At 65.9% G+C, this 24414-nt stretch carries 25 protein-coding genes and 1 pseudogene; 12 read left to right on the plus strand and 14 right to left on the minus strand.

What is annotated here, in order from left to right; translation table 11 throughout:
* Window position 1: 1 nt before the first annotated feature.
* Window positions 2–1240: a threonine ammonia-lyase gene (gene ilvA / locus QI450_RS03020; RefSeq protein ID WP_226773527.1), complete on the plus strand. Its 1239-nt coding sequence runs from the start codon at window positions 2–4 to the stop codon at window positions 1238–1240.
* 9 nt (window positions 1241–1249) lie between these two features.
* Window positions 1250–1864 (plus strand): rhomboid family intramembrane serine protease, encoded by a 615-nt coding sequence (locus QI450_RS03025; protein WP_226773526.1) that lies wholly within the window; start codon window positions 1250–1252, stop codon window positions 1862–1864.
* Window positions 1865–1943: 79 nt separating this feature from the next.
* On the opposite strand, the gene greA is transcribed toward QI450_RS03025, so the two are convergent.
* Together greA and QI450_RS03035 are read right to left on the minus strand one after the other, a co-directional pair.
* Window positions 1944–2438, minus strand: coding sequence for a transcription elongation factor GreA (greA, locus tag QI450_RS03030; RefSeq protein ID WP_226773525.1), 495 nt, complete (start codon window positions 2436–2438; stop codon window positions 1944–1946).
* Between the two features lie 177 nt (window positions 2439–2615).
* Window positions 2616–3074: a DUF4307 domain-containing protein gene (locus QI450_RS03035; RefSeq protein WP_226773524.1), complete on the minus strand. Its 459-nt coding sequence runs from the start codon at window positions 3072–3074 to the stop codon at window positions 2616–2618.
* Window positions 3075–3181: 107 nt separating this feature from the next.
* On the opposite strand from QI450_RS03035, the gene mca reads away from it, so the two are divergent.
* Both mca and QI450_RS03045 read left to right on the plus strand, forming a co-directional pair.
* Window positions 3182–4087, plus strand: a complete 906-nt coding sequence (gene mca, locus QI450_RS03040) for a mycothiol conjugate amidase Mca (protein ID WP_226773523.1) — start codon at window positions 3182–3184, stop codon at window positions 4085–4087.
* 110 nt (window positions 4088–4197) lie between these two features.
* Window positions 4198–4527 (plus strand): hypothetical protein, encoded by a 330-nt coding sequence (locus QI450_RS03045; protein WP_226773522.1) that lies wholly within the window; start codon window positions 4198–4200, stop codon window positions 4525–4527.
* Between the two features lie 94 nt (window positions 4528–4621).
* On the opposite strand, the gene QI450_RS03050 is transcribed toward QI450_RS03045, so the two are convergent.
* Window positions 4622–5284, minus strand: a complete 663-nt coding sequence (locus QI450_RS03050) for a hemolysin III family protein (RefSeq protein ID WP_226773530.1) — start codon at window positions 5282–5284, stop codon at window positions 4622–4624.
* Window positions 5285–5498: 214 nt separating this feature from the next.
* Between QI450_RS03050 and QI450_RS03055 the strand changes: the two genes are divergently transcribed.
* Window positions 5499–6260 (plus strand): isoprenyl transferase, encoded by a 762-nt coding sequence (locus QI450_RS03055; RefSeq protein WP_226773529.1) that lies wholly within the window; start codon window positions 5499–5501, stop codon window positions 6258–6260.
* Window positions 6261–6493: 233 nt separating this feature from the next.
* The gene (locus QI450_RS03060; RefSeq protein WP_226773521.1) at window positions 6494–7936 is read left to right on the plus strand and encodes a PhoH family protein; all 1443 of its coding nucleotides are present in this window, start codon (window positions 6494–6496) and stop codon (window positions 7934–7936) included.
* Between the two features lie 229 nt (window positions 7937–8165).
* Here the strand turns inward: QI450_RS03060 and QI450_RS03065 are convergent, their stop codons facing one another.
* Window positions 8166–8816, minus strand: coding sequence for a GNAT family protein (locus QI450_RS03065; RefSeq protein ID WP_226773520.1), 651 nt, complete (start codon window positions 8814–8816; stop codon window positions 8166–8168).
* Between the two features lie 48 nt (window positions 8817–8864).
* The gene (locus QI450_RS03070; protein WP_226773519.1) at window positions 8865–9692 is read right to left on the minus strand and encodes a hypothetical protein; all 828 of its coding nucleotides are present in this window, start codon (window positions 9690–9692) and stop codon (window positions 8865–8867) included.
* 58 nt (window positions 9693–9750) lie between these two features.
* Between QI450_RS03070 and QI450_RS03075 the strand changes: the two genes are divergently transcribed.
* The 4 genes and pseudogenes from QI450_RS03075 to QI450_RS03090 form a co-directional block, all read left to right on the plus strand.
* Window positions 9751–10314 (plus strand): A24 family peptidase, encoded by a 564-nt coding sequence (locus QI450_RS03075; protein WP_226773518.1) that lies wholly within the window; start codon window positions 9751–9753, stop codon window positions 10312–10314.
* Window positions 10315–10351: 37 nt separating this feature from the next.
* On the plus strand, window positions 10352–10504 hold the full coding sequence (locus QI450_RS03080; protein WP_309485668.1) for a hypothetical protein: 153 nt from the start codon (window positions 10352–10354) through the stop codon (window positions 10502–10504).
* A gap of 52 nt (window positions 10505–10556) precedes the next feature.
* On the plus strand, window positions 10557–11519 hold the full coding sequence (locus QI450_RS03085) for an IS481 family transposase (protein WP_282468098.1): 963 nt from the start codon (window positions 10557–10559) through the stop codon (window positions 11517–11519).
* Between the two features lie 24 nt (window positions 11520–11543).
* Window positions 11544–11888 (plus strand): annotated as a pseudogene (locus QI450_RS03090) (NUDIX domain-containing protein); the annotation flags it as partial.
* A gap of 78 nt (window positions 11889–11966) precedes the next feature.
* Here the strand turns inward: QI450_RS03090 and QI450_RS03095 are convergent.
* From QI450_RS03095 to QI450_RS03115, 5 genes are all read right to left on the minus strand, one after another.
* On the minus strand, window positions 11967–13640 hold the full coding sequence (locus QI450_RS03095) for an MDR family MFS transporter (RefSeq protein WP_226773616.1): 1674 nt from the start codon (window positions 13638–13640) through the stop codon (window positions 11967–11969).
* The gene (locus tag QI450_RS03100) at window positions 13637–14317 is read right to left on the minus strand and encodes a TetR/AcrR family transcriptional regulator; helix-turn-helix transcriptional regulator (RefSeq protein WP_226773624.1); all 681 of its coding nucleotides are present in this window, start codon (window positions 14315–14317) and stop codon (window positions 13637–13639) included. Before QI450_RS03100 ends, QI450_RS03095 begins: the two co-directional genes overlap by 4 nt.
* A 173-nt stretch (window positions 14318–14490) precedes the next feature.
* The gene (locus QI450_RS03105) at window positions 14491–15927 is read right to left on the minus strand and encodes a class II fumarate hydratase (protein WP_226773615.1); all 1437 of its coding nucleotides are present in this window, start codon (window positions 15925–15927) and stop codon (window positions 14491–14493) included.
* A gap of 71 nt (window positions 15928–15998) precedes the next feature.
* Window positions 15999–16613 (minus strand): carbonic anhydrase, encoded by a 615-nt coding sequence (locus tag QI450_RS03110; protein WP_226773614.1) that lies wholly within the window; start codon window positions 16611–16613, stop codon window positions 15999–16001.
* Window positions 16614–16622: 9 nt separating this feature from the next.
* Window positions 16623–17351 (minus strand): DUF4245 domain-containing protein, encoded by a 729-nt coding sequence (locus tag QI450_RS03115; protein ID WP_226773613.1) that lies wholly within the window; start codon window positions 17349–17351, stop codon window positions 16623–16625.
* Window positions 17352–17577: 226 nt separating this feature from the next.
* On the opposite strand from QI450_RS03115, the gene glpX reads away from it, so the two are divergent.
* Both glpX and galE read left to right on the plus strand, forming a co-directional pair.
* Window positions 17578–18600, plus strand: a complete 1023-nt coding sequence (glpX, locus tag QI450_RS03120) for a class II fructose-bisphosphatase (RefSeq protein ID WP_226773623.1) — start codon at window positions 17578–17580, stop codon at window positions 18598–18600.
* A 107-nt stretch (window positions 18601–18707) separates the two neighbouring features.
* A complete protein-coding gene (galE, locus tag QI450_RS03125) occupies window positions 18708–19682 on the plus strand; it encodes a UDP-glucose 4-epimerase GalE (RefSeq protein ID WP_226773612.1) in 975 nt (324 codons plus the stop codon).
* 168 nt (window positions 19683–19850) lie between these two features.
* Here galE and QI450_RS03130 read toward each other — a convergent pair whose 3' ends face one another.
* From QI450_RS03130 to purE, 4 genes are read right to left on the minus strand one after another with little or no spacing between them, the layout of a single operon-like run.
* Entirely contained in the window at window positions 19851–20843 is a 993-nt protein-coding gene (locus tag QI450_RS03130) for a peptidoglycan bridge formation glycyltransferase FemA/FemB family protein (protein WP_226773611.1), read from the minus strand.
* Between the two features lie 4 nt (window positions 20844–20847).
* Entirely contained in the window at window positions 20848–22140 is a 1293-nt protein-coding gene (gene manA, locus QI450_RS03135; protein ID WP_226773610.1) for a mannose-6-phosphate isomerase, class I, read from the minus strand.
* 58 nt (window positions 22141–22198) lie between these two features.
* Window positions 22199–23836 carry an LCP family protein gene (locus tag QI450_RS03140; RefSeq protein WP_226773609.1) on the minus strand — a complete coding sequence of 546 codons (1638 nt, stop codon included), beginning with the start codon at window positions 23834–23836 and terminating at the stop codon, window positions 22199–22201.
* A 10-nt stretch (window positions 23837–23846) separates the two neighbouring features.
* Window positions 23847–24371 carry a 5-(carboxyamino)imidazole ribonucleotide mutase gene (gene purE / locus QI450_RS03145; protein ID WP_226773622.1) on the minus strand — a complete coding sequence of 175 codons (525 nt, stop codon included), beginning with the start codon at window positions 24369–24371 and terminating at the stop codon, window positions 23847–23849.
* Between the last annotated feature and the right edge of the window lie 43 nt (window positions 24372–24414).

The raw sequence follows: 24414 nt of genomic DNA on the forward strand, positions 1-24414 counted from the left end.
CGTGAACACCCTGGAGAGCCTGCCCGTCACGCTGGACGATGTCCTGGAGGCGCAGAAGCTGCTCGACGGGATCATTACGCGGACGCCCGTTGAATCCTCCCGCGCCCTGGGCGGGATGGTCGGCGGCGAGGTGTTCCTCAAGTGTGAGAACCTGCAGCGGGCCGGTTCCTTTAAAGTCCGTGGTGCCTACGTCCGGATGGCCAAACTCTCCCCGGCGGAGAAGAAGCGCGGCGTGGTGGCGGCCTCGGCCGGCAACCACGCCCAGGGCGTGGCCGTTGCCGCCAAGAGCCTGGGCATCAATGCCCGCATCTACATGCCGCTCGGCGTCGCGTTGCCCAAGCTCGCCGCGACCCGCAGCCACGGGGCCGAAGTGGTCCTGCACGGCCATAATGTTGACGAGGCCCTCGCCGAAGCCAAACGCTATGCGGACGAGACCGGCGCAGTTTTCGTCCACCCCTTTGACGACGTCGACATCGTCGCCGGGCAGGGCACCGTGGGGCTGGAAATCCTGGAACAGCTGCCCCAGGTCGACACCATCCTGATGGGCGTCGGCGGCGGCGGGCTGCTCGCCGGGGTGGCCGTGGCCGTAAAGGCCAGGGCCAAGGAACTCGGCCGGGAGATCAGGATCATCGGCGTCCAGGCCGAGAACGCCGCCGCCTACCCGCCGTCGCTCGCCGCGGACGCCCTAGTCCCGCTCAAACGCGTGTCCACGATGGCCGACGGCATCGCCGTCGGCCGGCCGGGCCAGCTGCCCTTCAGCATCATCAGGGAACTTGTCGACGACGTCGTCACCGTCAGCGAGGACGCCCTCGCCCGGGCGCTGATCTTCCTGCTCGAACGGGCCAAAATGGTGGTGGAGCCGGCCGGGGCCGTGGGGGTTGCTGCCCTGATGGAAGGAAAGATCGAAAATCCCGGCACCGTGGCCGTGGTGCTCTCCGGCGGGAACATCGATCCGATGCTGATGCTCAAGGTCATCCAGCGCGGGCTCTCCGCCGCCGGCCGGTACATGACCGTCCGGATGATGCTTGACGACCGTCCCGGCTCACTGGCGACGATCGCCCGGATCATCGCCGAGAACGACGCCAACGTGACGGGTCTGGACCACACCCGGGTGGGCGGTTCGATCAGTATGGGCGATGTGTCCATCACGGTGAACCTGGAAACAAAGGGCCACGAGCACGGCGAGAAAGTCCTCGCGGCGCTGCGGGCCGAAGGCTTCCAACCGATCGTTGTGCATTAGGGGACCACTGTGCTTAACTCCACCAGCGGCAGGCCGCGTGCCGGCGACACCACAGCCGGGCGTGCCCGCACGGGATTGCTGGTCGTGGGTTCGATTGTGCTGGTGCTCTACGTCATCGAGATCATCAACACCCTGCTGCAGCATTCGCTCAATGGCGTGTTCGGCCTGCGGCCGCGCAGCCCCGACGGGATCCTGGACATCCTGACGTTCCCGCTGCTGCACGCGAACCTGGCGCACCTGTTCTCCAACACACTTCCGTTGATCATCTTCGGTTTCCTGGTGTTGCTCTCAGGGCTGCGGGTGTTTTTTACCACACTGGCGCTGAGCTGGCTGGCCTCGGGCGCGGCGGTGTGGCTGATCGGCGGTTTGCGCGTCACGGTTGGGGCGTCGGGCCTGGTTTTCGGGCTCCTCGCGTTTTTGCTGGTGCGCGGCTTTTTCAACCGCAACTGGTGGCAGATCCTGCTCTCGGTGGTGCTCTTCCTGAGCTACGGCGGCATCCTGTTCGGTGTACTGCCCACTGTGACGGCGTTCATCTCCTGGCAGGCGCACCTGGGCGGCGCAATCGGCGGAGTACTCGCAGCCCTGCTTTTGCGTTCGCCCCGGGCCGCTACCCGCGCGAACTAGCGGCAACCTGGCAACGAACGACGCCGGCCCTCCCGTGGGGGAGGGCCGGCGTCGTTTGCTGCTGGCAGTTCAGGGCAGGTCAGCCGGCGTACGGCTTGGCGGAGATGATCTCCACCGTGATGTCCTTGCCGTTCGGGGCGGTGTAGCTGAGCTTGTCGCCCTCCTTGTGGCCGACGATGGCAGCGCCCAGGGGGGACTTCTCACTGAAGACGTCAAGATCCGAGTCACCCGCGATCTCCCGTGAGCCGAGCAGGAACGACTCCTCATCGCCGGCGATTTTGGCAACAACAATCATGCCGGGCTCGACGATTCCGTCATCGGCAGGGGATTCGCCCACATGGGCGTCCCGGAGCAACGCGGTCAGCTGGCGGATGCGGGCTTCGATCTTGCCCTGCTCCTCCTTGGCCGCGTGGTAGCCGCCGTTTTCCTTGAGGTCGCCTTCCTGGCGGGCGGCCTCAATCTTCTGGACGATTTCCGCCCGGCCGGGGCCGGAGAGGTGGTCCAGCTCTGCCTTCAGGCGGTCAAAAGCTTCCTGGGTAAGCCAAGCTGCAGTTGCGCTGTTGGTGGTAGACACGGACTTCTCCTTTATGGTCAAACAAGCAAAGACCCCGCCACGGTGGCCACTTTTAGGACGCAGTAACCAGCTCAGCGGGGCAAAGGTATTGATCCATTGTAGTCAATCCCTTGGATAAACCAAAGATTGCTGCGGCCTGGATCACACCGTGTTCCCGAACCGAGTCCGTACGTTGCGCTATTTGCTTGCGTCAGGGATCCAGCAAGTGTCCACGAGGCCGGAGACGGCCTGGGACTCGGTGCGCACAGTGGCGCGGTGGGAGGTGGTGCGCCCGCCGTCGGTTCCCGCGTCGGCGGCATTGGGGGCAATGTCCACGACCTTCCAGCCGACGACGGCGAACTTGGCATCCAGCGTTTTGACAGCGCATTTCGCTGCCGTGCCCGGTTCCTTGGTGACCTGAAAATCGACCTCCGCGACCGTGGCGTCCGGGGTGCTGTAGCCGATGTCCTTGGAGGTGACGCTCGCTGTCGCGTTGGACGCCGCGACCCATGCCAAAAAGGCCAGCCCGACCGCGAGGGCCAGCACGAGGATGGCGCGTTTTGCCTTGCGGCTCAGCGCCGGCTTTTGACCACCGTAACGATTGGCTAGGCTGGGAGATACCGGCGCGGGCGCGGCAGGCTGATCCTTGGAAGTCACTGCTTCAGTTTAGTGTGGATCGGGCGCGCTGTTCACCGTGGCGCCGATCCGGCTTGTTGTGCCCGCCAATATTCCTGTCCCTGAAGATGAAAGAGGAGCCGTCCACGATGACTGCGTCCACCACCTCGTCAGCGCCGCTCCGGCTGTTGGCCGTCCATGCGCATCCCGACGACGAATCCAGCAAGGGTGCCGCCACGATGGCCATGTACGCCGCAGCCGGCGTTGACGTCCTGGTGGCCACCTGCACGGACGGCTCGCGCGGTGACATCCAGAATCCGGCCATGGCGGCCATGCCGCACCCCAAACGCGATATGGCCGGAGCCCGCAACCTGGAGATGGCGCGTGCCGCCGCGGTACTGGGAGTCCGCCAGCGCTGGCTCGGTTTCGTCGACTCCGGGTTGCCCGAAGGTGATCCGCTCCCGCCGTTGCCGGTTGGCTCTTTCGCGACGCTGCCGCTGGAACAGGCGGCAGCGCCCCTCGTCCGGCTGGTCCGCAGCTTCAAGCCCCAAGTCATCCTGAGCTACGACGAGAACGGTGGCTACCCGCACCCGGACCACATTATGGCCCACCGTGTTGCCGTCGAGGCCTTCGAAGCCGCAGGTGACCCGGCCCGCTACCCGGAGGCCGGCGCAGCCTGGGCGCCGAGCAAGCTCTACTACGACCGTGCGTTCAGCCCCGAACGTTTCCATGCCCTGCATGTGGCGCTGGAGGAAACCGGTCTCCAGTCGCCCTACGCCGAGCGCATCGCTGCCTGGCTCGAAGCCGACGCGGAAGGCCACACCCCGCCGGCGCCCACCCATCCGACGACCACCCAGATCGAGTGCGGGGATTTCTTCGAAGCCCGCGACGACGCGCTCCGTGCCCACCGCACCCAGGTTGACCCGGAAGGCTTCTTCTTCGCCGTCACACCGGCAATGCAGCGCCGGGTCTGGCCCTGGGAGGACTACTCGCTGATCCAATCCCGGGTTAGCTCGGAACTGCCGGAAAAGGACTTCTTCGCCGGGCTAAGATAGAGCTAAAGGGCTTTTCTATGACGTGTAGAAGACGTCGTGGAAGCCGTTCCAACGCAGCTCCGCGTCCCGCCCCGCCGGACCGCCAACCAGCCCCACAGAAGGTCCTCACCGTGCATCCCTTGCTTATCGCCCTGGCAACCTCCCCGGCTCCCGCCCCGTCGCCGTCACTGCGTGAGGGCCTCTCCCAGGATCAGGTCACGCCCGGCCTGCTCGGGTTCCTCCTGACGGCCTTTATCGTGGTGCTGACAGCGCTCCTGATTGTGGACATGGTCCGGCGGATCCGCCGGGTCCGGTACCGCGCCCAGGTGGAGGAGGAACGCATGGCCGCCGCCGAAGCAGCCGCCAATGACGGAGCTGCGAAGACCCCCGCAGCCCGTGAATCCGGCCGGCCCGCGGACAGCCCGGAGACCACCGGCAAGGCAGAACCCGGAAACCACTGACGACTCCCCAGCCGCGGTCCGGCACCGTAGGGTGGCGCCGTCGTCGAAGACAGCTTGCGCACCTCCCCGGTGCCGCGGGGCGTGGATGCGGACTCTAGCTCAGCACGGCTATGGCAATGGCGATGTAGTGCGCCGCGAAAGCAAAAACCGTGAGTGCGTGGAAGAGCTCGTGGAAACCGAAGTGTTCATAGCTGAAGTTCGGCTTTTTCATCGCGTAGAAGACGGCGCCGGTGATGTAGAGGGCACCGCCGGCACAAATCAGCACGGCGGCGGCGACATTGGCGGTAAAAAAGTCCGGCAGGTAGAACAGCGCGCCGCAACCCAGTGCAATGTAGATCGGCACGTACAGCCACCGCGGCGCGTCCGTCCACAGCAAGCGGAACAGCACGCCCAGGATGGCCCCGGTCCAGATCACCCACAGCAGCACTTCGGCTTTGGGCCGGTCCAGGAGCGCCCAGGCGAGCGGCGTGTAGCTGCCGGCGATGACCAGCATGATGTTGGTATGGTCCAGCCGCTTCAACACGATCTTTACGCCCGCTGACCAGTTCCCGCGGTGGTAGATGGCGCTGATGCCGAACAACAGGACACCGGTGAAGGCGTAGACCGCGGACGCAATCTTCAGGTCCGGCGTCGGTGCCAGCAGCACCAGGACCAGGCCCGCTGCCAGTGCCAGCGGAGCCGTCACGGTGTGGATCCAGCCGCGCCACTTGGGTTTGATCATCAGGAGTTCGGCAAGTCGCACGGCAGCGTCGTCCATCGGGCCGGTCCCGCGCTCCGCAGGCTCATCCGGCCGGGGCTCGGGACTGTTGCTTTCCATGCCGCAATAATAAACTACGGCGCAGTAAGTTACCTTCGAGTAACAAGATGCCCGGTGCAGAATCGTCACGTTCATGCGCCACGGCCGGCACCGCGGCAGGTAGCCTAGGTTGTGCACTGACGTCGTACTTCAAGGAAGCCAGGTGAAACTCCGGATGGAAATGCCCGGGTTCCTCTATGGCTTCTATGAGCGCAAGTTACAGCGCTCCCTGGACCCGGAACGCATCCCCCGGCACATCGGCGTCATGGTGGACGGCAACCGCCGCTGGGCGCGGCAGTTCAACGCTCCAACCAGCCAGGGACACCAGGCCGGTGCCGACAAGATCCACGAGTTCCTCGGCTGGTGCCAGGAACTGGGCGTCAAGGTGGTCACCCTGTACATGCTGTCCACTGACAACATGAGCCGTTCCGGCGAAGAACTGGACCTGCTGATGGGGATCATTGCCAACACGCTGGACAGGCTGGACGGGGACGCCGAGATTTCGGTCCACGCCATGGGTGCACCGGAATTGCTCCCCGATTACCTCGCCGCCCGGCTCAACCGGCTCACGGCCCGTACCCCGGCGCGCGAGAAGCTCCACGTCAATGTTGCCGTCGGCTACGGCGGACGCCGTGAAATCGTCGATGCCGTCCGGGAACTGCTGCACGACGCCGTCGGACGCGGTGCGGACATCGGGAAACTCTCCGAGGAACTCAGTGTTGATGACATCTCACGTTTCCTCTATACCCGCGGCCAGCCCGATCCGGACCTCGTGATCCGGACCTCCGGGGAGCAGCGGCTATCAGGGTTCCTGATGTGGCAAAGTGCTTACAGCGAGTTCTATTTCTGCGAAGCCCTGTGGCCGGCCTTCCGGAAAGTGGACTTCCTGCGGGCCCTGCGCGACTACGCCGGCAGGCAACGGCGCTACGGCTCCTGACGCGTCATCCCGTGTTCACCCGATGGCAACAGGAATCGCCGGGGAATGGACAACCAAACGCCGCCCGCGGGACGTACGTTAATCCCATCAGCAGGCAAGCCGCCGGCTGATCGGGGAGGCCAGTACATGGAGCGGAAGTTCGCACCGGGTGTATGGGAGGCCGTGTCCGGCCTCAAGGCCGAGCCGCCTCACCACTAACAATTCCGGGCATACGCCCCGGGGCTGGAGTCGATGTGGCTATTTCTGAACAACTGCCCGACGTTGCGAGCGACCAGGGACAGAAAGCTACCTCTCGCGCCAAGCGAGCCACCGCAGAGACCGGTACAGGGCAGAGCGCCGCTGGAGCCGGTCTTGCTGTTTCCGGGGAAGGAACAGCACAACCGGAACCGGCCCGGAGCTTCGTGATCGACACCTCGGTGCTGCTCTCTGACCCGCGGGCCCTGCTGCGCTTCGCGGAACACGAAGTGATTCTGCCGATAGTCGTCATCACCGAACTGGAAGGCAAGCGCCACGATCCCGAGCTCGGCTATTTCGCCCGCAAGGCGCTCCGGCTCCTCGATGACCTGCGGGTCCAGCACGGCGGACTCGACCGCCCCATCCCGCTCGGCCACGACGGCGGCACGCTGATGGTGGAGCTGAACCACATTTCATCCGAGGTGCTCCCGGCCGGCTTCCGCGGCGGGGACAACGACAGCCGGATCCTCGCCGTCGCCAAGAACCTTGCCAACGAAGGCCGGGACGTCACTGTGGTGTCCAAAGACCTCCCAATGCGTGTCAAAGCGTCGGCCATGGGCCTGCAGGCCGACGAGTACCGCAACGAACTCGTTAAGGACTCCGGCTGGACCGGCGTCGCGGAAATTGATGCCAGCGAGCAGGACGTCTCGACGCTCTACGGCCACGAGCCCGTCTTCATCCCGGAAGCCGCGGAGCTGCCGACCAACACCGGCCTGGTGCTGCTCTCGCCGCGGGGCTCTGCCCTGGGCCGGGTAGGGGCTGACAAACAGGTCCGGCTGGTGCGGGGTGACCGGGACGTCTTCGGGCTGCACGGGCGGTCAGCCGAACAGCGGCTGGCGATCGACCTGCTGATGGACCCCGCGGTCGGTATTGTGTCCCTCGGCGGCCGGGCCGGCACCGGGAAGTCGGCGCTGGCCCTGTGCGCGGGGCTTGAGGCGGTCCTGGAGCGCCAGGAACACCGCAAGGTGATTGTCTTCCGTCCGCTCTACGCCGTGGGCGGCCAGGAGCTTGGCTACCTGCCCGGTTCCGAAGCGGAGAAAATGAACCCATGGGCGCAGGCCGTCTTTGACACGCTCGGGGCACTGGTCAGCCAGGAAGTCGTGGAGGAAGTGATGGACCGCGGCATGCTCGAAGTGATGCCGTTGACCCACATCCGCGGGCGTTCGCTGCATGACGCGTTTGTGATCGTGGATGAGGCCCAGTCGCTCGAGAAGAACGTGCTGCTGACAGTGATGAGCCGGATCGGGCAGAACTCCAAGATTGTCCTCACCCACGACGTCGCCCAGCGCGACAACCTCCGGGTCGGCAGGCACGACGGCGTGGCCGCCGTCGTCGAGACACTCAAGGGACACCCGCTCTTCGGCCACGTCACCCTCACCCGTTCGGAGCGCTCGCCGATCGCCGCGTTGGTGACCGAACTGCTCGAAGGGGCGGAGATCTAAGTCCTCGGTCTTTGGCTCGCCTGTGCGGGGGGCCGTGGCTGGGTTCGCCGGGCCGCGGCACCTTCGCCGTCGCTTAGACACGACGGTTGCCGCCCGCTTCGGTCGCTGGGCTGCGGTGTTCCGCTAAGGAGCGCATCGCCGACCAAAGCGAAGCGAAGGTCGCCCAGCGACCGCAGCGGAGCGACGGGAGGTGTCTAAGCGACGGCGGGACGCCGCTGCCACGCTTCTGCTAGCTCTGGATCCCCAGGTACTTCGCCGTGGGTTCGTGGCCTTGGACCTGCAGCGTCCAGTCGGGGCGGTTGAACGTGGCGGGGGTGAGACGGACCTTCTGGGTTTCCTGGCGCCGGCCTCCCCAGGCGGCGCGCGCAACGCCGTTGAGTTCGTAGCCGAGGGAACGGGAGACGCCGAGGGACTGCTGGTTCCAGAGGGCCGCTTCGGATTCCGCGACCTCCGCGCCGAGCCAGTCGAAGGCGTAGAGGGCTACCGCGGCCCGCATCTCCTTGCCAAGCCCCCTGCCCTGCGCGCCCTGCTTCAACCAGGAACCGGTGCTCACCGTCTTGAGGGTGGCGAAATCCTTGGCCTCGATGTCCTGGCAGCCGATGAATTCGCCGTCGAGCCAGATGCCCAGCAGCAGGGTCCATTCCTGCGGGGACATGTTTCCGCGGCACCGCCAGTACCACTGGGCCATGTTCCGGCCGAGCTCCTCGGCCGGAGCCTCCGCCCACGGGTTGCTGAAGGGGCTGCGGCCCGGTTCGTGGATGCCGGTCAAGGCAGCCTGCGCAGCCGCGGGGATCTCCTCGTCCCGGATCGGCCGCAACACCAGCCGGGGTGTGGTCAGGGTGAGGCCGAAGGGCGGCCAGAAGCGGGCGAGTTCAGTCATCCGGGAAGCCTAGCCGCGCCGCGCGCACCCGGCCAGTCATACGCGCCGTCAGCCGGCCGGGATTTCCCAACTAATGTGCCTGCGGACATCCGTCAGGTTCATGGACTCGGCGAGGAACAGGTCATCGAGCATGTACTCGTCCACGGCAAGGATCCGGAGCCAATGCCCATACCCGTCCGGTTCGTGGCCGGGCCCGCCAACTTCCAGCCAGCGGCTCGCCACACAGACGCCCGTGCCGGCGTCGATCCTTACCAGGGTGCGCCCTGGCCGGCACAGCGGCGCCCCGGGGTCGCCGGGACGGTAGCCGGGGTTCGGGGTTACGGTGCATTCCAGTGCTGGGCGGCCCTCGTGCATCACGTCCTTGATGGTGCCAAGCTCCACGGCGTTGGCCGCGGGAAACTCCAACGGCACTGGGGCGTTGCCTGCCAGTTCCACCGGGTCGAGGGCTGCGGCGAATCGGCCGTTGCCGAAGCCTGGCTCGCCGTAGGCGGCTTCGGGGCGGCGCCGGACCAGGCCGCGGTCATCGTAGACCGGGGTAACGAGGTGGGGCGGCAGTAGCCAGGTCTTCCTGGTCGAGCTGACGTAGAACACGTCACGGGAATCATTGATCCCGGTGGTGCTTTGCAGGACCAGCCCGTCCGCGGACTCCAGCCGCAGGGCTCCGGGGCGGCGCAGCCACGCACGCACCAGGCCCTGGGGATTGCCGTTAAGGGATGCGGCGGAACCGTCGGCGAGAGGACGGTCCACGTACTCGAAGCGCAGGGACTGCCACCGCCATGGCGAGGAACGGCACAGGTTACGGAACGCGGCAGCCTGCTCCCCGGGGTCCCCGGGGCCGCTTGGCCCGCGCGCGTACGAACTTTCCCATCCGGCCATATCCACAGTTTACGCGCGTGCCCGGCCACGGCAGCGGAATTTCCCGTAGCATCCGAGGATGATCCAACGACTCGGCGGGCTGGGGGAAGTGGCGCCGCTGGCCTTCTGGCTGGTGCTGCTGGCGTGCCTCTTCCTGGCGGTGACAGCCGTCCGGCTCGCCGTCATCGACGTCAGGCACCATCTGCTACCGGACCGGATCGTGTTTCCGGCCTACGCGGTCGCCGCTGCGCTGCTGCTGGGTTCGGTGGCCGCCCACACGGCGGCGGGCGCCCCCGCGCTGGCGGCGGTGCCGGACGGCGGTGCCGGACTCTTCGGGCTGCCCGGACTGCGTGTGGTGGCCGGGGGAGCGGCGCTGTGGGTTTTCTACTTCCTGCTCCGTGCCGTGTATCCGCCGGGGATGGGATTTGGCGACGTTAAGCTCGCCGGGGTACTCGGAATGTATCTGGGGTTCCTCGGCTGGCAGCACGTTTTTGCCGGGACCTTCGCTGCGTTCCTGCTCGGCGGACTATGGAGCCTGGCGCTGATCGTTTCGCGGCGCGGGACGGTCAAATCGAGCATTCCCTTCGGACCGTTTATGCTGGCCGGCACCGCGGCGGCCATGCTGCTCCTGCCTGCCGGCTAAGGCGGGGACTACAGCGTCCGCTGGCTAGGCTGGGGGTATGGCTACCCCCGACTTCATTCTCAAGCTTCGCGGCAGGATCGGCCATGAGAGCCTCTGGATTCCCGGAGCCCGGGCCGTTGTGTTCGACGACGACGGCAGGGTCCTCCTAGGTGTACTCAGCCAGGACGTTGGTTACACGGTGAAAGGGTGAAGACCTCTTAGGTTGGTGGTTACCACACTCACCGAACGACTAAGAGGTCTTCATGGTCCACCGTAATGCCCGTCTGACTCCTGCCGGTAGAAGCATTCTTGTCCAGCGTGTTCTTCAGGGCCGTCCCGTGGCCCACGTGGCCAAGGAAATGGGTGTTTCGCGGACCTGCGCCCACCGGTGGTTCCGGCGATATCTGGAGCACGGCTCGGACGGTATGGAGGATCGCTCGTCCCGCCCGCGTTCCTGCCCGCACGCCACCCCCTCGGCGAAAATCGACGAGGTCCTCGAGGCGCGGGTAAAGCACCGCGAGGGCCCGGTCGATCTGGCCGAACGCTGCAACGTCCCGGCCCGCACGGTCTCCCGGATCATCGCCCGGGCCGGGCTGCCCCGGTTATGGGAACTGGACCCGATCAGCGGCGAACGCATCCGCGCCGGCCGGGCAACCGACCACCGCTACGAACGCGACACCGCCGGAGAACTACTGCATATCGACGTGAAGAAACTCGGGAAAATCCCGGACGGCGGAGGCTGGCGGGTCCACGGCCGGTCCGAAGCCGTCAGAGGCCGCGGACTGGGCTATGACTATGTCCACGTGGCCGTCGATGACCACTCCCGCCTGGCCTACGTCGAGGTCCTGCCGGATGAGAAGGGCCCCACCTGCGCGGCGTTCCTGGCCAACGCCGCAGCGTTCATGGCCGCCAACGGAGCCCCCGTGCAAGAGGTCATGACGGACAACGCCCTGGCCTACATCCGGTCCGCGGCCTTCTCCAAAGTCATGGAGGACCTCGGCGCCAAACACCGGCGCACCAAACCCCGCAGCCCCTGGCAAAACGGCAAAGCCGAACGGTTCAACCGCACCCTCCAGGAAGGCTGGGCCTACAAGAACGCCTACGACTCCAGCAACCATCGCACCCAGGCCCTCACCGGCTGGCTAGACTTCTACAACCACCGCCGAAACCACGCAGCCCTCGGAGGACGACCACCCATCAGCAGATGTAACCAACCTGCTGGCTGAGTACACCTAGGCCAGCGGGCGGACAACGGCAAATGGGGACTGATCACCGGGATTCTGGAGCCCGGGGAAGAGGCTGCCGCGGGCATACTGCGGGAAATCCTGGAGGAGACCGGCGTCGTGGCCGCGGCTGAACGGCTTGTCTCGGTGGACTCCGTCGGGCCCACCACCTATCCGAACGGCGACGTCTGCCACTTCCTGACCCTGGTGTTCCGGTGCCGCTACATTTCCGGGGATGCGCGTGTCAACGACGACGTGTCCCTCGCCGTGGACTGGTTCCGGCCGGAGGATTTTCCCGAGTTGCCGCCCGGGCATCTGGAGAGCATCAAACGTGCCGCACCAGCGGCCGGGGACGCGCACTTCCGACGCTGACAGCCGCCGGCCCGGCACGCACGCAGGGACGCCGCAACCCAAAGGGGTACGGCGTCCCGGCGAGCTAAGCTCCGGCGTCTAGCGGTCCAGGCTGTGCAGTTCCGCTGCCGGTGCCGCACCAGTTTGACCCGCAACGGCTTTGGTCCCGGCCCGGCGTTCGGCCTCCAAACGGTCTGCTTCCTCGCCGCCCACTGCTTCGCCCCGGGCTACCATGCCAGCGGTGTCAGAGAGCGGGATCTGCCGCAGCGTCAGCGCCAGCACCAGGGCTATCGCGAGGAACGGCAGCAGGTACCAAAACACCGGGGCCAGCGAATCGGCGTAGGCGTTGACGATGGCGTCCTTGAGCTGGGCCGGGAGCTGGCTCAGGGCCTGCGGATCGAGGGTCCGGGTGGACTGTGAGGCCTCTTCGGCCGAGGCGCCTGCCCCGGTGAATGCCCGGGCCAGTGACTCCGAGAGCCGGGCGGTGAAGATGGAACCGAAGACGGCCACACCCAGCGAGGCTCCCACTTCGCGGAAGTAATTGTTGGTGCTGGTTGCCGTGCCGATCTGTTCAGCGGGCACGGAGTTCTGCACCACCAGCACTATCACCTGCATGATGGAGCCCAGGCCCGCACCGAAGATGAAAAGCTGGACGCAGATGATCCAGATGGGGGTCGCCGCCGTGAGCGTGGTCAGCCACAGCATTGCGGCAATGGTCAGGACAGCGCCGAGGATCGGGAACATCTTGTACTTGCCGGTCTTGGAGATCCTGATGCCGGAGAAGATTGCCATGCCCATCAGCCCCACCATCATCGGCAGCATCAGCAGCCCGGATTCCGCGGCGGAGGTGCCGGAGGACATCTGCAGGAACGTGGGGACAAACGCGATCGCGGCAAACATGCCCAGGCCAAGGGTAAAGCCGATCGCCGTGGAGTTCACGAAGATCCGGTTTTTGAACAGGTTCAGCGGGATGATGGGGTCCTCGGCCTTGCGCTCCACGAGAACAAATGCCACGGCGGCCAGCACGGTGCCGGCACCAAAGGCCCAGGTCAGCGGGGAATCCCAGCCTTCGTCTTTTTTGCCGCCGAAATCGGTGAAGAAGATCAGGCAAGTGGTGGCCGCGGACAGCAGGAGTACGCCCAGGATGTCGATCCGCTTTTCGGCCTTCTTGTTCGGCAGGGTCAGTGTGAACCACGCGATGGTAAAAGCCGCGATGCCGATCGGGATGTTGATGTAGAAGGCCCATTCCCAGGTCAGGTGGTCCACAAAATAGCCGCCCAGCAGCGGACCGGCCACTGCGGACAGGCCGAAGATGGCGCCGAGCGGGCCCATGTACTTTCCGCGGTCCTTGGCCGGAACAATGTCGGCGATGATCGCCTGGGAGAGGATCATGAGACCGCCGCCGCCCAGGCCCTGAACGGCGCGGAAGATCACGAAGCCCCAGAAGTCAGTGGCAAAGGCGCAGCCGACCGAAGCCAGCGTAAAAAGGGCGATGGCAACCAGGAAAAGGTTGCGCCGGCCCAGGATGTCGCCGAACTTGCCGTAGATCGGCATAACGATCGTGGTCGCCAGCAGATAGGCCGTGGTGATCCAGGCTTGGTGTTCCACGCCGCCGAGTTTCCCAACGATGGTGGGCATGGCGGTGGAGACGATCGTCTGGTCGAGGCTTGAGAGCAGCATGCCCGCGATCAGCGCGGAAAATATGATCCAGATCCGTTTCTGGGTCAGGAGCAGCGGCGTGGGCGCTGCCGGGGTGGTGACGGCAGAACTCATTGGGGTCCTTCGGTGGAGGGTGCGGGGTCAATATCCAGGGTCTGCGAGAAAAAGGTGCGGGCTGCCGCGACGTTGTCGAGCAGCATCTCCCGGTACGGGCGGGAGTTGTCCGCCGAGAAGTAGGCGGCGCTCGTTTTGCGGGTGATGCTGCCGAACAGAAGAACCGCCATCCGGACCACCGGGTGGTCCGGGGGAACCTGCTCCCGGACCGCAAGCATCCGCGCGATTTGGCCTTCGCGTTGTTCCGAGGCGCCAATAATCCGCAGCATCAGCTGTGGTTCCTTTTGGACGACGGCGATCAGCTGGCGGGTTTCTTCCTCGCTGGCGGTCATCTGTTCGGACAACACAAGGGCCAGGCGCACGAGGTCAGAGAGCAGGGTCGGGGAGATTTCGCCGGCCGGCGAACCTGCACCGCCTTCGACGAAGCGCCGCACCACGTCGGCAGGGAAGTCGTCGTCGACGTGTCCGATGATGGCATCTTCCTTGGTCGGGAAGTAGTTGAAGAACGTCCGGCGGGAGATGCCAGCGCGTTCGCAGGCTTCCTCCACCGTGTAGCCGTTGAGTCCCAGCTCGGCCGTCATGGTGCGCGCGACGGCGGTAATTGCCGCCCTCGTTGCGGCCCGTTTGCGTTCGCGGAGTCCGCACTCATGTTTTGCACTATCAATCACAAAGTACATATTTGCACTCAATTTCTTAAAGTGCAAAAATTGATGCCGCACTCCGGCCTTGGGCAGCACACCGCCGCCGGGGTGGCCAACCGGAGGAACGACGTCGGCCGGCACCCTTGCGAAAAGGTGCCGGCCGACGAAGGACGTTTAGTTCGCTGAGCGGGCGCCGCCGCCCGCGGTGCCTAGGCTTTGTGCGGCGGCCGGGTCATGGACATTACGTCCAGCGCGGTGTCCAGCTGCCCCTCGGTCAGTTCGCCGCGTTCCAGGAAGCCCATAGCCACTACTGTCTCGCGGATGGTCAGGCCTTCGGCCACTGCCTTCTTTGCGATCTTGGCGGCGTTCTCGTAACCGATGAACTTGTTCAGCGGCGTGACGATCGACGGTGACGCCTCGGCCAGGAAACGGGCCCGCTCGACGTTGGCGGTGATGCCGTCGATCATCTTGTCGGCCATCACGCGGCTGGTGTTGGCCAGCAGCCGCACGGACTCAAGCAGGTTGGCGGCCATCACGGGGATGCCGACATTGAGCTCGAAGGCGCCGTTGGTGCCGGACCAGGCGATGGCAGTGTCGTTGCCGATGATCTGGGCGCAGACCATGATGGAGGCCTCGCAGATCACCGGGTTGACCTTGCCGGGCATGATCGAGGAACCCGGCTGCAGGTCCGGGATCGAGATTTCGCCGAGGCCGGTGTTGGGACCGGAACCCATCCAGCGCAGGTCATTGTTGATCTTCATAAAGGAGATCGCGATGTTGCGGAGCTGGCTGGATGCCTCGATCAGGCCGTCACGGTTGGCCTGCGCCTCAAAGTGGTCGCGTGCCTCCGTCAGCGGCAGGCCGGTATCAGCGGCAAGCAGCTCGATAACCCGCTCCGGGAAACCTGCCGGGGTGTTGATGCCGGTACCGACGGCGGTGCCGCCGAGCGGAACTTCAGCGACCCGGGGCAGCGCGGCATTAACCCGCTCGACGCCGTAGCGGACCTGCGCGGCGTAGCCGCCAAACTCCTGGCCCAGCGTCACCGGGGTGGCGTCCATCAGGTGCGTGCGGCCGGATTTTACAACGTCCTTGAACTCAACGGACTTGCGCTCCAGGGATTCCGCAAGGTAGCCGAGGGCCGGGATCAGGTCGTTGATCAGGGCAGAGGTGGCGGCCACATGGACCGAGGTGGGGAAAACATCGTTGGAAGACTGCGAAGCATTGACGTGGTCATTGGGGTGGACCACCTTGTCGCTGCCGGCGGCCTTAAGCGCACGGGTGGCCAGTTCGGCAAGGACCTCGTTGGTGTTCATGTTCGACGAGGTCCCCGACCCGGTCTGGAACACGTCGATCGGAAAATCGCCGTCGTACTTGCCGGCGGCCACCTCGTCAGCAGCATCAGCGATCGCCTGGGCGAGCTCGCCGTCGAGCACTCCCAGTTCTGCGTTGGCCTGTGCTGCCGCCTTTTTGACCCGGGCGAGGGCCTCGATGTGGGCGCGCTCAAGGGTCTTGCCCGAGATCGGGAAGTTTTCCACGGCTCGTTGCGTCTGGGCGCGATACAAGGCGTTCACCGGGACGCGGACTTCGCCCATGGTGTCGTGTTCGATGCGGAACTCTTCGGTGTTCAATTCTTCTGTGGAAGTCATGGGGCTAGCTTATTGGGCGGAGGCGTCCCATCGAAAACCGTGAAGAGCATGCTGCCTGCAGTGGCAGGAAACTAGAGTTCGCCGATTTCGAAGACGAGGTCCGCCCTGCCGTCGGACAGGCTGTAGGCGAGGCCGATCACGGCGGCCCGGCCACCCCCGACAGCATCGGATATCACCCGTGAGCTGTCCACGAGCCGCTGTGATGTCTGTTTGACGTTTTCAACCACCATGTCGTTGATGTCGTTCTGGTTGTTGCGCAGCGAGGTCAGCACCGACGGCGTGATGCGTTCGACCAGGCTGCGCATAAAGCCGACGGGCATCTGCCCGGTCTCCATGGCGTTCTTGGTGGCCGTGACCGCGCCGCAGCTGTCATGCCCGAGGACGACGATCAGCGGCACCGAGAGGACGCTGACGCTGTACTCGAGCGAGCCGAGGACGGCGTCGTCGATCACGTGGCCCGCGGTGCGGACCACGAATGCATCGCCAAGGCCGAGGTCGAAGATAATCTCAGCGGCCAGCCGGGAATCCGAGCAGCCGAAGATCACCGCAAATGGGTGCTGGTTCTCCACCAGCGAGGAACGGCGGGACGCGTCCTGGTTGGGATGGGACGATTCGCCGGCAACAAAGCGATCGTTGCCTTCGCGCAGGCGGCGCCAGGCAAGGGAAGGGGTGAGATAGGTGGCCACGGCCCTACCTTACGGCGAAGGGGCGGGCGACGGCGAACCTGTTGCGTCCGCGGAGCTCCCTGGTGACGCGCCGCCGGCCGCACCGGAAGTGCCCTCGAGTGACTTCACCACGGCGGCAGCGAGCAGCGTGAATTCGTCCAGCTGCGCGGATCCGGTCAGGATAACCGTGGTGCCGCCGGCGTCGGCAAGCACCATGCTCTTCTCACCCTTGCCCGTGTCACGGAGTTCCCAATCGCGTCCGCCGGCGCTGCGGGTGCCGGTCACGGGCGCGCTCTTCACCTGCTGCAGCAGCCACGTGGGATTGGACTGCCGGGCCTGCACCAGGGCAATGAAGGACTCCTTGGGGGTGAGGTAGCCCACTTCCCACGTCGGGACGCCGCTGCCCGCGCCCGATTCCCAGCGGGCGTAATTTGCGCGGAATGTGTCGCCGGTTTCCGGGGCCGCGGGTGTGAATCCTGCCACACCGGCCGCGTTGCGCGCCACGGCGCTGACATCGATGTTGGGCCGGTAGCCGTCGGTCTTGGGCGACGGGTTCATCAGGACGATCGGCAGGAATGCCGCAATGCTCAGGACCAGCGCAATGATCATGCCGAGCACCGAGGCGTTCGCCCGCTTGGCCGCTCCGGCGCTCAGGACTGGCTTAACGGGCGGTTGGTCCGGCGCGCCGGGCACATTCGGGCCGGCGCTGCCGGCGTTGCCGGCCCGGGCTGCTGGGGGTGTTTCCTGCAATTCGCTCACCCCTCTATAGTCGCCCATTCCGGGCCGATCTCACATTCGGCCGGGCGGGGCCGGCCGCGGGGCATAACGTTCACGGATTGGTCATTCCACGACGCAGCTTTCCACCGCGACTATGATCAGTAGCAGACGAGATCACCATGATACGAATCACCGCCGCGGATCGATCCTGTCCGTGCGGCTTCAATGATCGCCACTCGAAGAAGAGGTTCACGTGACACCAGCGCCAATGACCCAGAAGTACTCCACGCTCTCCCCGTCGCTCGCCGTCGGTATCGACGAGCCGGACCGCAACCTTGCTTTGGAACTGGTCCGCGTCACCGAAGCAGCCGCCATCGCCGGTGGCCACTGGGTGGGTTTTGGGGACAAGAACAAGGCCGACGGCGCCGCCGTCGACGCTATGCGTTCCTTCCTCCAGACCGTCCACTTCAACGGTGTTGTGGTGATCGGCGAAGGTGAAAAAGACGAAGCCCCGATGCTCTTCAACGGCGAGCACGTCGGTGACGGCACCGGCCCCGAGTGCGACGTCGCCGTTGACCCGATCGACGGAACCCGGCTGACCGCCCTGGGCATCAATAACGCCCTGGCCGTCCTTGCCGTGGCCGAGCGCGGTTCGATGTTCGATCCCTCCGCGGTGTTCTACATGGAGAAGCTCGTCACCGGCCCGGAAGCGGCCGACATGGTTGACCTGCGCCTGCCGGTCAAACAAAACCTGCACCTCATCGCCAAAGCCAAAGGCGTCAAAGTCAACCAGCTCAACGTGATGATCCTCGACCGGGACCGGCACCGCCCGCTTGTGGAGGAAATCCGCGAAGCCGGCGCGCGGACCAAGTTCATCATGGACGGCGACGTCGCCGGAGCCATCGCCGCGGCCCGCTCCGGCACCGGGGTTGACGCGCTGATGGGCATCGGCGGAACGCCGGAAGGAATCGTCACGGCCTGCGCGATCAAGTCCCTCGGCGGCGTGATCCAGGGCCGGCTGTGGCCCACCAGCGATGACGAAAAGCAGAAGGCGATCGACGCCGGACACGACTTGGACCGGGTGTTGTCGACCAACGACCTCGTCTCCAGCGACAACTGCTACTTCGCCGCGACCGGCATCACCGACGGTGACCTGCTCAGGGGCGTGCGTTACTCCAAGGACAAGGTTCTTACCCAGTCCATCGTGATGCGGTCCAAGTCCGGGACCATCCGCTTCGTTGATGGCGAGCACCAAGCCAGCAAGTGGGAAGGCTACGCGCGCAGGAACTAGCGCCTGCCGGATCGGCCAGAACACCCGGATCCCGGGGCGCGGACCGCGCCCCGGGATCCGGCGTTTCCGGCCGGCCGCTGGCCGTCGTCGTTAGGTAGGGTGGGACCATGACATGGCTCGTAACAGGTGGCGCAGGATATATCGGTTCGCATGTGGTCTCCGCTTTGCGCGGGGCCGGCATCCAGGCGGTGGTGATTGATTCGCTCTCGAGCGGGCACCGCGAGTTTGTTCCGGCGGACGTGCCCTTTGTGCACGGCAGTATTCTCGACTTGGACCTCGTCACCGGAACCCTGGCGGAACATTCGGTAACCGGCGTGATCCATCTTGCCGGCTTCAAATACGCTGGCGTTTCGGTGCAGGAACCGCTGCTGACCTACGAGCAAAACGTCACCGGCACGGCGGTGCTGCTGACTGGGATGGAACGAGCCGGGGTGAAGAATCTGGTCTTCTCCTCCTCCGCCGCGACCTACGGCACCCCCGCCGGCGACATTGTTACGGAAGAGACTCCGACGCAGCCGGAATCGCCCTATGGGGAAAGCAAGCTGATCGGCGAATGGCTGATCCGTGACCAGGGCAGGGCCAGGGGCCTCAAACACACCTCGCTGCGTTACTTCAACGTCGTCGGATCCGGCTCGCCCGAGCTCTACGACACGAGCCCGCACAACCTCTTCCCGATAGTGCTCCGCGCCTTAACCGCAGGAAAAACACCAAGAATCAACGGCATCGACTACAACACAGCCGATGGCACCTGCGTGCGCGACTACGTTCATGTCGCCGACCTGGCGACCTCGCACGTCGCGGCCGCCCAGGCCCTCGCCGCCGGTGGGCCGCTGGAACGCGTCTACAACCTCGGGTCCGGCGACGGGCTCTCGGTGCGGCAGATTATGACGGCGATGGCCGCGGTGACCGGCATCGACTTCGAGCCGGAGATCGGACCCCGCCGGACAGGAGACCCGGACCGGATCGTGGCGGACGGCACCCTGGCCGCACGCGACCTCGACTGGAAGATGCGGCACTCCGTCGAGGACATGGTGGCCAGTGCCTACGAAGCGCAGAAGAAAGCTGCCGAAGCCGGCAACTAGGGACGCCTCCCGACGGACATGTCCGGTCTTGCGGCCGGGACGTGCCCCCACCGACGGACATGTCCGCTGGTCACGCCAGGGCGTGGACATAGTGGTGTTGTGTCCACTCGCCAAGCCTGACGCGGGGCATGTCCAGCAGGGGGGTGAGCCGGTCCGCGGTGCGGAGACCTAGCGGCGGAGCGCGCTGCGCAGCCGGACAGGCACCTTTCGCGCCGCCGCGAGTACGCGGCGTGCGGCCTGCGCGACCTTTCTGGCCAGTTGGTATCCGCCGTAGCGCAGGGGCCGCACCGGCAAATCCCAGGTTCCGGGGTAGGCGACTTCACGGCCGCCGAAGGACTTCTTGAAGGCCGTGAACCCGGCCCACTTGTGCTCCGGCTGGTCTGCCGGTGCCACGCCCCACAGGTCCACGAACTTCAGGCCCCTGTCTTTGGCATCAGCCATCAGTGTGACCAGCAGCGGAATGCCGGCGCTCAGCTTCCGGTGCGCGTCGTCCAGTGCGGCGTGGGCATAGACGCGGGTGTCCGAGGAATCGTAGGCCAGGGATGCAGCAATGGGCTCGCCCTCGAGTTCGGCAATGAAGAGCGTCGCAGCACCGGCCGGCATCAGTGAGCTGGCCACCGCAGTGAGGTAGTCGTCGCTTTGGGGCTTAAAACCGTTTCGTGCCGCCGTCAGATGCAGGAATCCCAGCAGCACGGAGATCTCACCAGCGTCCTGGCTGGAGCGGAACGTTACGCCCTTCTTGTGGATGTTCCGGTACAGGTTGCGGTTTGCCGGCTTCATCTCCGCGAGGACGTCTTTAAAGTCGCGGTCCACATCCACGACCCAGCTGAGTTCCGGCTGCTGGTTGGCCGGGGCGGGACGGAGGCCGCGCGTGCGCAGCACGGCATCGGCGTCAGCGGCCGTGAAACCGGCATCGACCGGTTCGATCCGGACAAACACCGCGCCGCAGCCGCGGGCCAGGTCCGTCAGCACAGCGACGGCGGCGTCGAAAGCAGCCAGCGAGGCGGCGACCGGGCCGTAGGGTGCGTAGAGGAGTTTTCCGGCCGGGTTGCTTTCCTCGATGGCCAGGAAACTCCAGCCGGGACCGGAGCGCTGGTGTACTGTCCGGCCCAGGCTGCGCTGGAAATCGGCCCACGCCGGGCTCTGCAGGAAGTGGTCCACGGATTCAGGCTTTCAGGGCGGTAGTGACGGCGAATGCGATGGCGGTCCCGGCGGCGCCGGACACTGCGTGGGCGTTGACCGGTGCCTCGGCGGCGGGCAGGAAAGCACTGGCACCGCGCTCCAGCCGCAACTCGCCCTTGGGAGAGTCCAGGAGCACGGATCCGGCCACCACGATGATCACTGCGGCGCCCGACTGCGCCACCGGAACAGGTCCAGCGCCGGACTCCAGCACAATGCGCTGCAGCTGGAATTCGCGAAACGGCGGCCGGAAGAGCTCCTGGCCCAACATGGTGGTCTCGGGGCTGAGCTTCGGCACACCGGCGGCCGCAAAGGAAACGGTCCGGAGCAGTTCTGGGACGTCCACGAACTTCGGCGTCAGCCCGCCACGCAGCACGTTGTCCGAGGCGGCCATGACCTCGATGCCCAGCCCGTGCAGATAGGCGTGGACGTTGCCGGCCGGGAGGTAGACAGCCTCGCCCGGTGCCAGCGAGATCCGGTTGAGCAGCAGCGAAATCAGTACGCCGGGATCGCCCGGATACCGGGCGTTGAGGGTCACCACTGTGGAAAGCTCGGCCTGGTAGGGCGCCGTCGGGGCGCCGGAGATAAGGGCGGCCGCAATCACGGCCGTCGCCTCGGCTACGGCCTCGCCGCCGGCGATCAGCCGCTCGAAGGCCGACTGCAGGGCTGTGTGCTCGTCCGGCTGCGCCAGATCCTGCAGCAGCAGCGGCACAAGCTCCGGAAGATCGAGGCCGGCCAGCTCAAAGTCCGCCACCAGCAGATCGAAGACGGCGCGGGCGTCCGAGGCCGGTTTGAAACCGCACAGCGCCTCGAACGGTGTCAGCGCGAAGATCATCTCCGGCTTGTGGTTGTCATCCTTGTAGTTGCGTTCCGTGGCCTTGTGGCCGACGCCGGCGGCCTCCTCGCGGGCGAACCCTGCGCGCGCCTGCTCCAGGGTCGGGTGCACCTGAAGGGACAGCGGACTGTCGGCGGCCAGGACCTTGAGCAGAAACGGCAGCCGGGGGCCAAATTGGGCAACACTGTCGCTGCCCAGATGGTGCTCGGGGTCCAACGCGATCAGCGAATCCAAGCCCAGGCGGCCGCCGTCCTCCGCCACTGCGGCGTGGGCGCCGGTTGATCCCGCACCGGCGGGACTGAGCGCAACTGAGGGCGAATCCGGGTGCGCGCCGATCCACAGCTCCGCTTCGGGACCGCCTGAAGCCGGCCTGCCCAGGAGCCCGGAAATAGCTGTGGTGGAGCCCCAGGCATAGGGGCGGAGGACATTTTCGAGTTCGTACACTGCCGGGTGTCCCTGTCTGTTGTGGAAGCCTGTTACGGAATAAGACTGATCGACGGCGCTAGAGCGGAGCGCACTGGCCGTTGGTGGCCACCAGGTTGCGGATGGACTGCTCATCACCGTCGAGCTTGAACTGGTTCAGCATGTCTTCGGTGATCGGCTCGCCGTCCGGTGTGGTTGTCACCGGGGTGAAGTCCGACGACGGCCCGGGCTCGGTGCCGGGCTGTGTGCGCGGCAATCCGCCGGCGGCGGACAGCGGCCCGGGGACGGCGTCCTGCGGGCGGAGGCTGTCACCGGCGGCCGCGGGGGCGGGCCCAAGGAGGGCATCGACCTTCTGGTGGATCTGGTCGAAGTCCGGGACCGTCGAGAACGAGGCGTCGAAGTCGGGCGGTCCAATGGTCAGCCGCTTCGTTTCCTGGCCCTTCGCCTTGATGGCCAGGTCAACGAAACTTCCAAGCTGGCTGGCCGAGACGTTGGATTCGACCACCTTGGTCCCGGCCTTGGCGATGTCTTCGAACTTCGTGAGCAGGGTTGCGGGGTCCATTTGCTTGAGCATGGCCTGCTGGACGCATTGCTGGCGGGCGATCCGGGCGTAGTCGTCCACGAATTCGCGCGAGCGGCCGTACCAGAGGGCATGGTACCCGTCGAGCGTATTGTCGCCGGCGGGGATCCAGCCCAGCGGCATACCGTGGATACCGTTGGCTTCATCAATGGTCTCGCCGCTGATCGGGACCCAGCCCCCGGCCTTGATCCGGATGCCGCCCATGGCATCCACAAGTTTGGCGAAGCCGTCCATGTCGACCAGGACGTAGGCCTGGACCTTTATGCCAAGGGTCCCGGAGACGGCCTCCAGCGTGGCTTGCGCGCCGGGGTCTTGCACACCGGGGTAAAGGTCCTTGTGCTCGTTGGTGACTTCGGTATTGATGGCGTTGATGAGGCACTCATCGCCGCAGTTGTAGCCGTCAGGGTAAATTGCGCGCATCGAGGAATCCTTGCTGAACTGTGCGTTCTGCAGGTTGCGCGGCACCGAGATGATGGCGGTCTGGCCGGTTTTGGCGTCAACGCTGATGACGGAGAGGCTGTCCGGCCGGCGGCCGGTTCGGTCCGCACCGGCGTCGCCGCCCATCATCAGGAAGTTATAGCGGCCCTCTGAGGGCTCAATTGTCGGCCCGGCGGAGAAAATGTTGCCGATGGCGTCGCGGCTGACGTTGAGCAGGTAGGCGGCGTAGCCCAGCGAGCCACTGCTGAGGACCATCGCGACCACCAGGGAAATAACGACGGCGGGACGAACTCCCGGCGGCAGCAGCACGAGGCGGATCAGTCGCAGGGTGTTGATAAACAGGGCTGCCCAGCCGAGGGCCAGCGCCACGAGCCCGATGATCAGCAGCAGCGAGGTAAAGCGGTTGGTGAGCAGATTGATAAGCGTGGACCGGGACACCGCGAGGAGTACCGCGGCAACAACCGCCAGCGCCCAGACGGTCAGGGTGACACGGAGGGCGATCCGTCCCAGCCGCCGGTCGCCGGCGACCGTCTGGGCGCTGCCGGGCACCAGCAGCGTCATCAGGACCAGCAAAAAAGCACGTTTGATCCGGACCGGGGCAGCCGCTCCCGAGGGGTAGCGAACGGGATCCGTGAGGGACCCGGAAGCTCTCGGGTTCCGTGGCGCCGGCTGACGGGAAGGGGCGTAACTGTTGGTCATCTGGTGATCCTTAACGGCTGCCCCGGGTGACAACGTTTGCGGCTGCGAACACGTCGCCCACCTTGTGCCGCAGGTTCGCGCCCTTCCGGGTGGCGACGTCGTTGAGCTCCCGGGCGAAGTCGAGCAGTTCCGCCCGGAGTCTTACGGCCAGCGGGTCCGCGCCCGAGGCCAGGATGCGCACGGCCAGGAGCCCGGCGTTGCGGGCCCCGCCGATGGATACTGTCGCGACCGGTACCCCGGCGGGCATCTGGACGATGGAGAGTAGGGAGTCCATCCCGTCGAGGGTTTTGAGCGGGACCGGGACGCCGATGACCGGCAGGGGAGTGACGGCGGCGAGCATGCCGGGCAGGTGGGCCGCGCCGCCGGCGCCGGCGATGATCACACGCAGGCCGCGCTCATGGGCCGTCTGGCCGTAACGGATCATCTCAAGCGGCATTCGGTGCGCGGAGACGACGTCGGCCTCAAAAGGGATCCCGAACTCGGCAAGGGCCTCGGCAGCTGCTTCCATCACGGGCCAGTCGGAGTCCGAACCCATCACGAGCCCAACGATCGGGGTCGCCGGCTCGGTGTCCGCGGCT

It is taken from the genome of Arthrobacter sp. EM1, from assembly GCF_029964055.1.
In the GTDB taxonomy this organism is placed as follows: Bacteria; Actinomycetota; Actinomycetes; order Actinomycetales; family Micrococcaceae; genus Arthrobacter.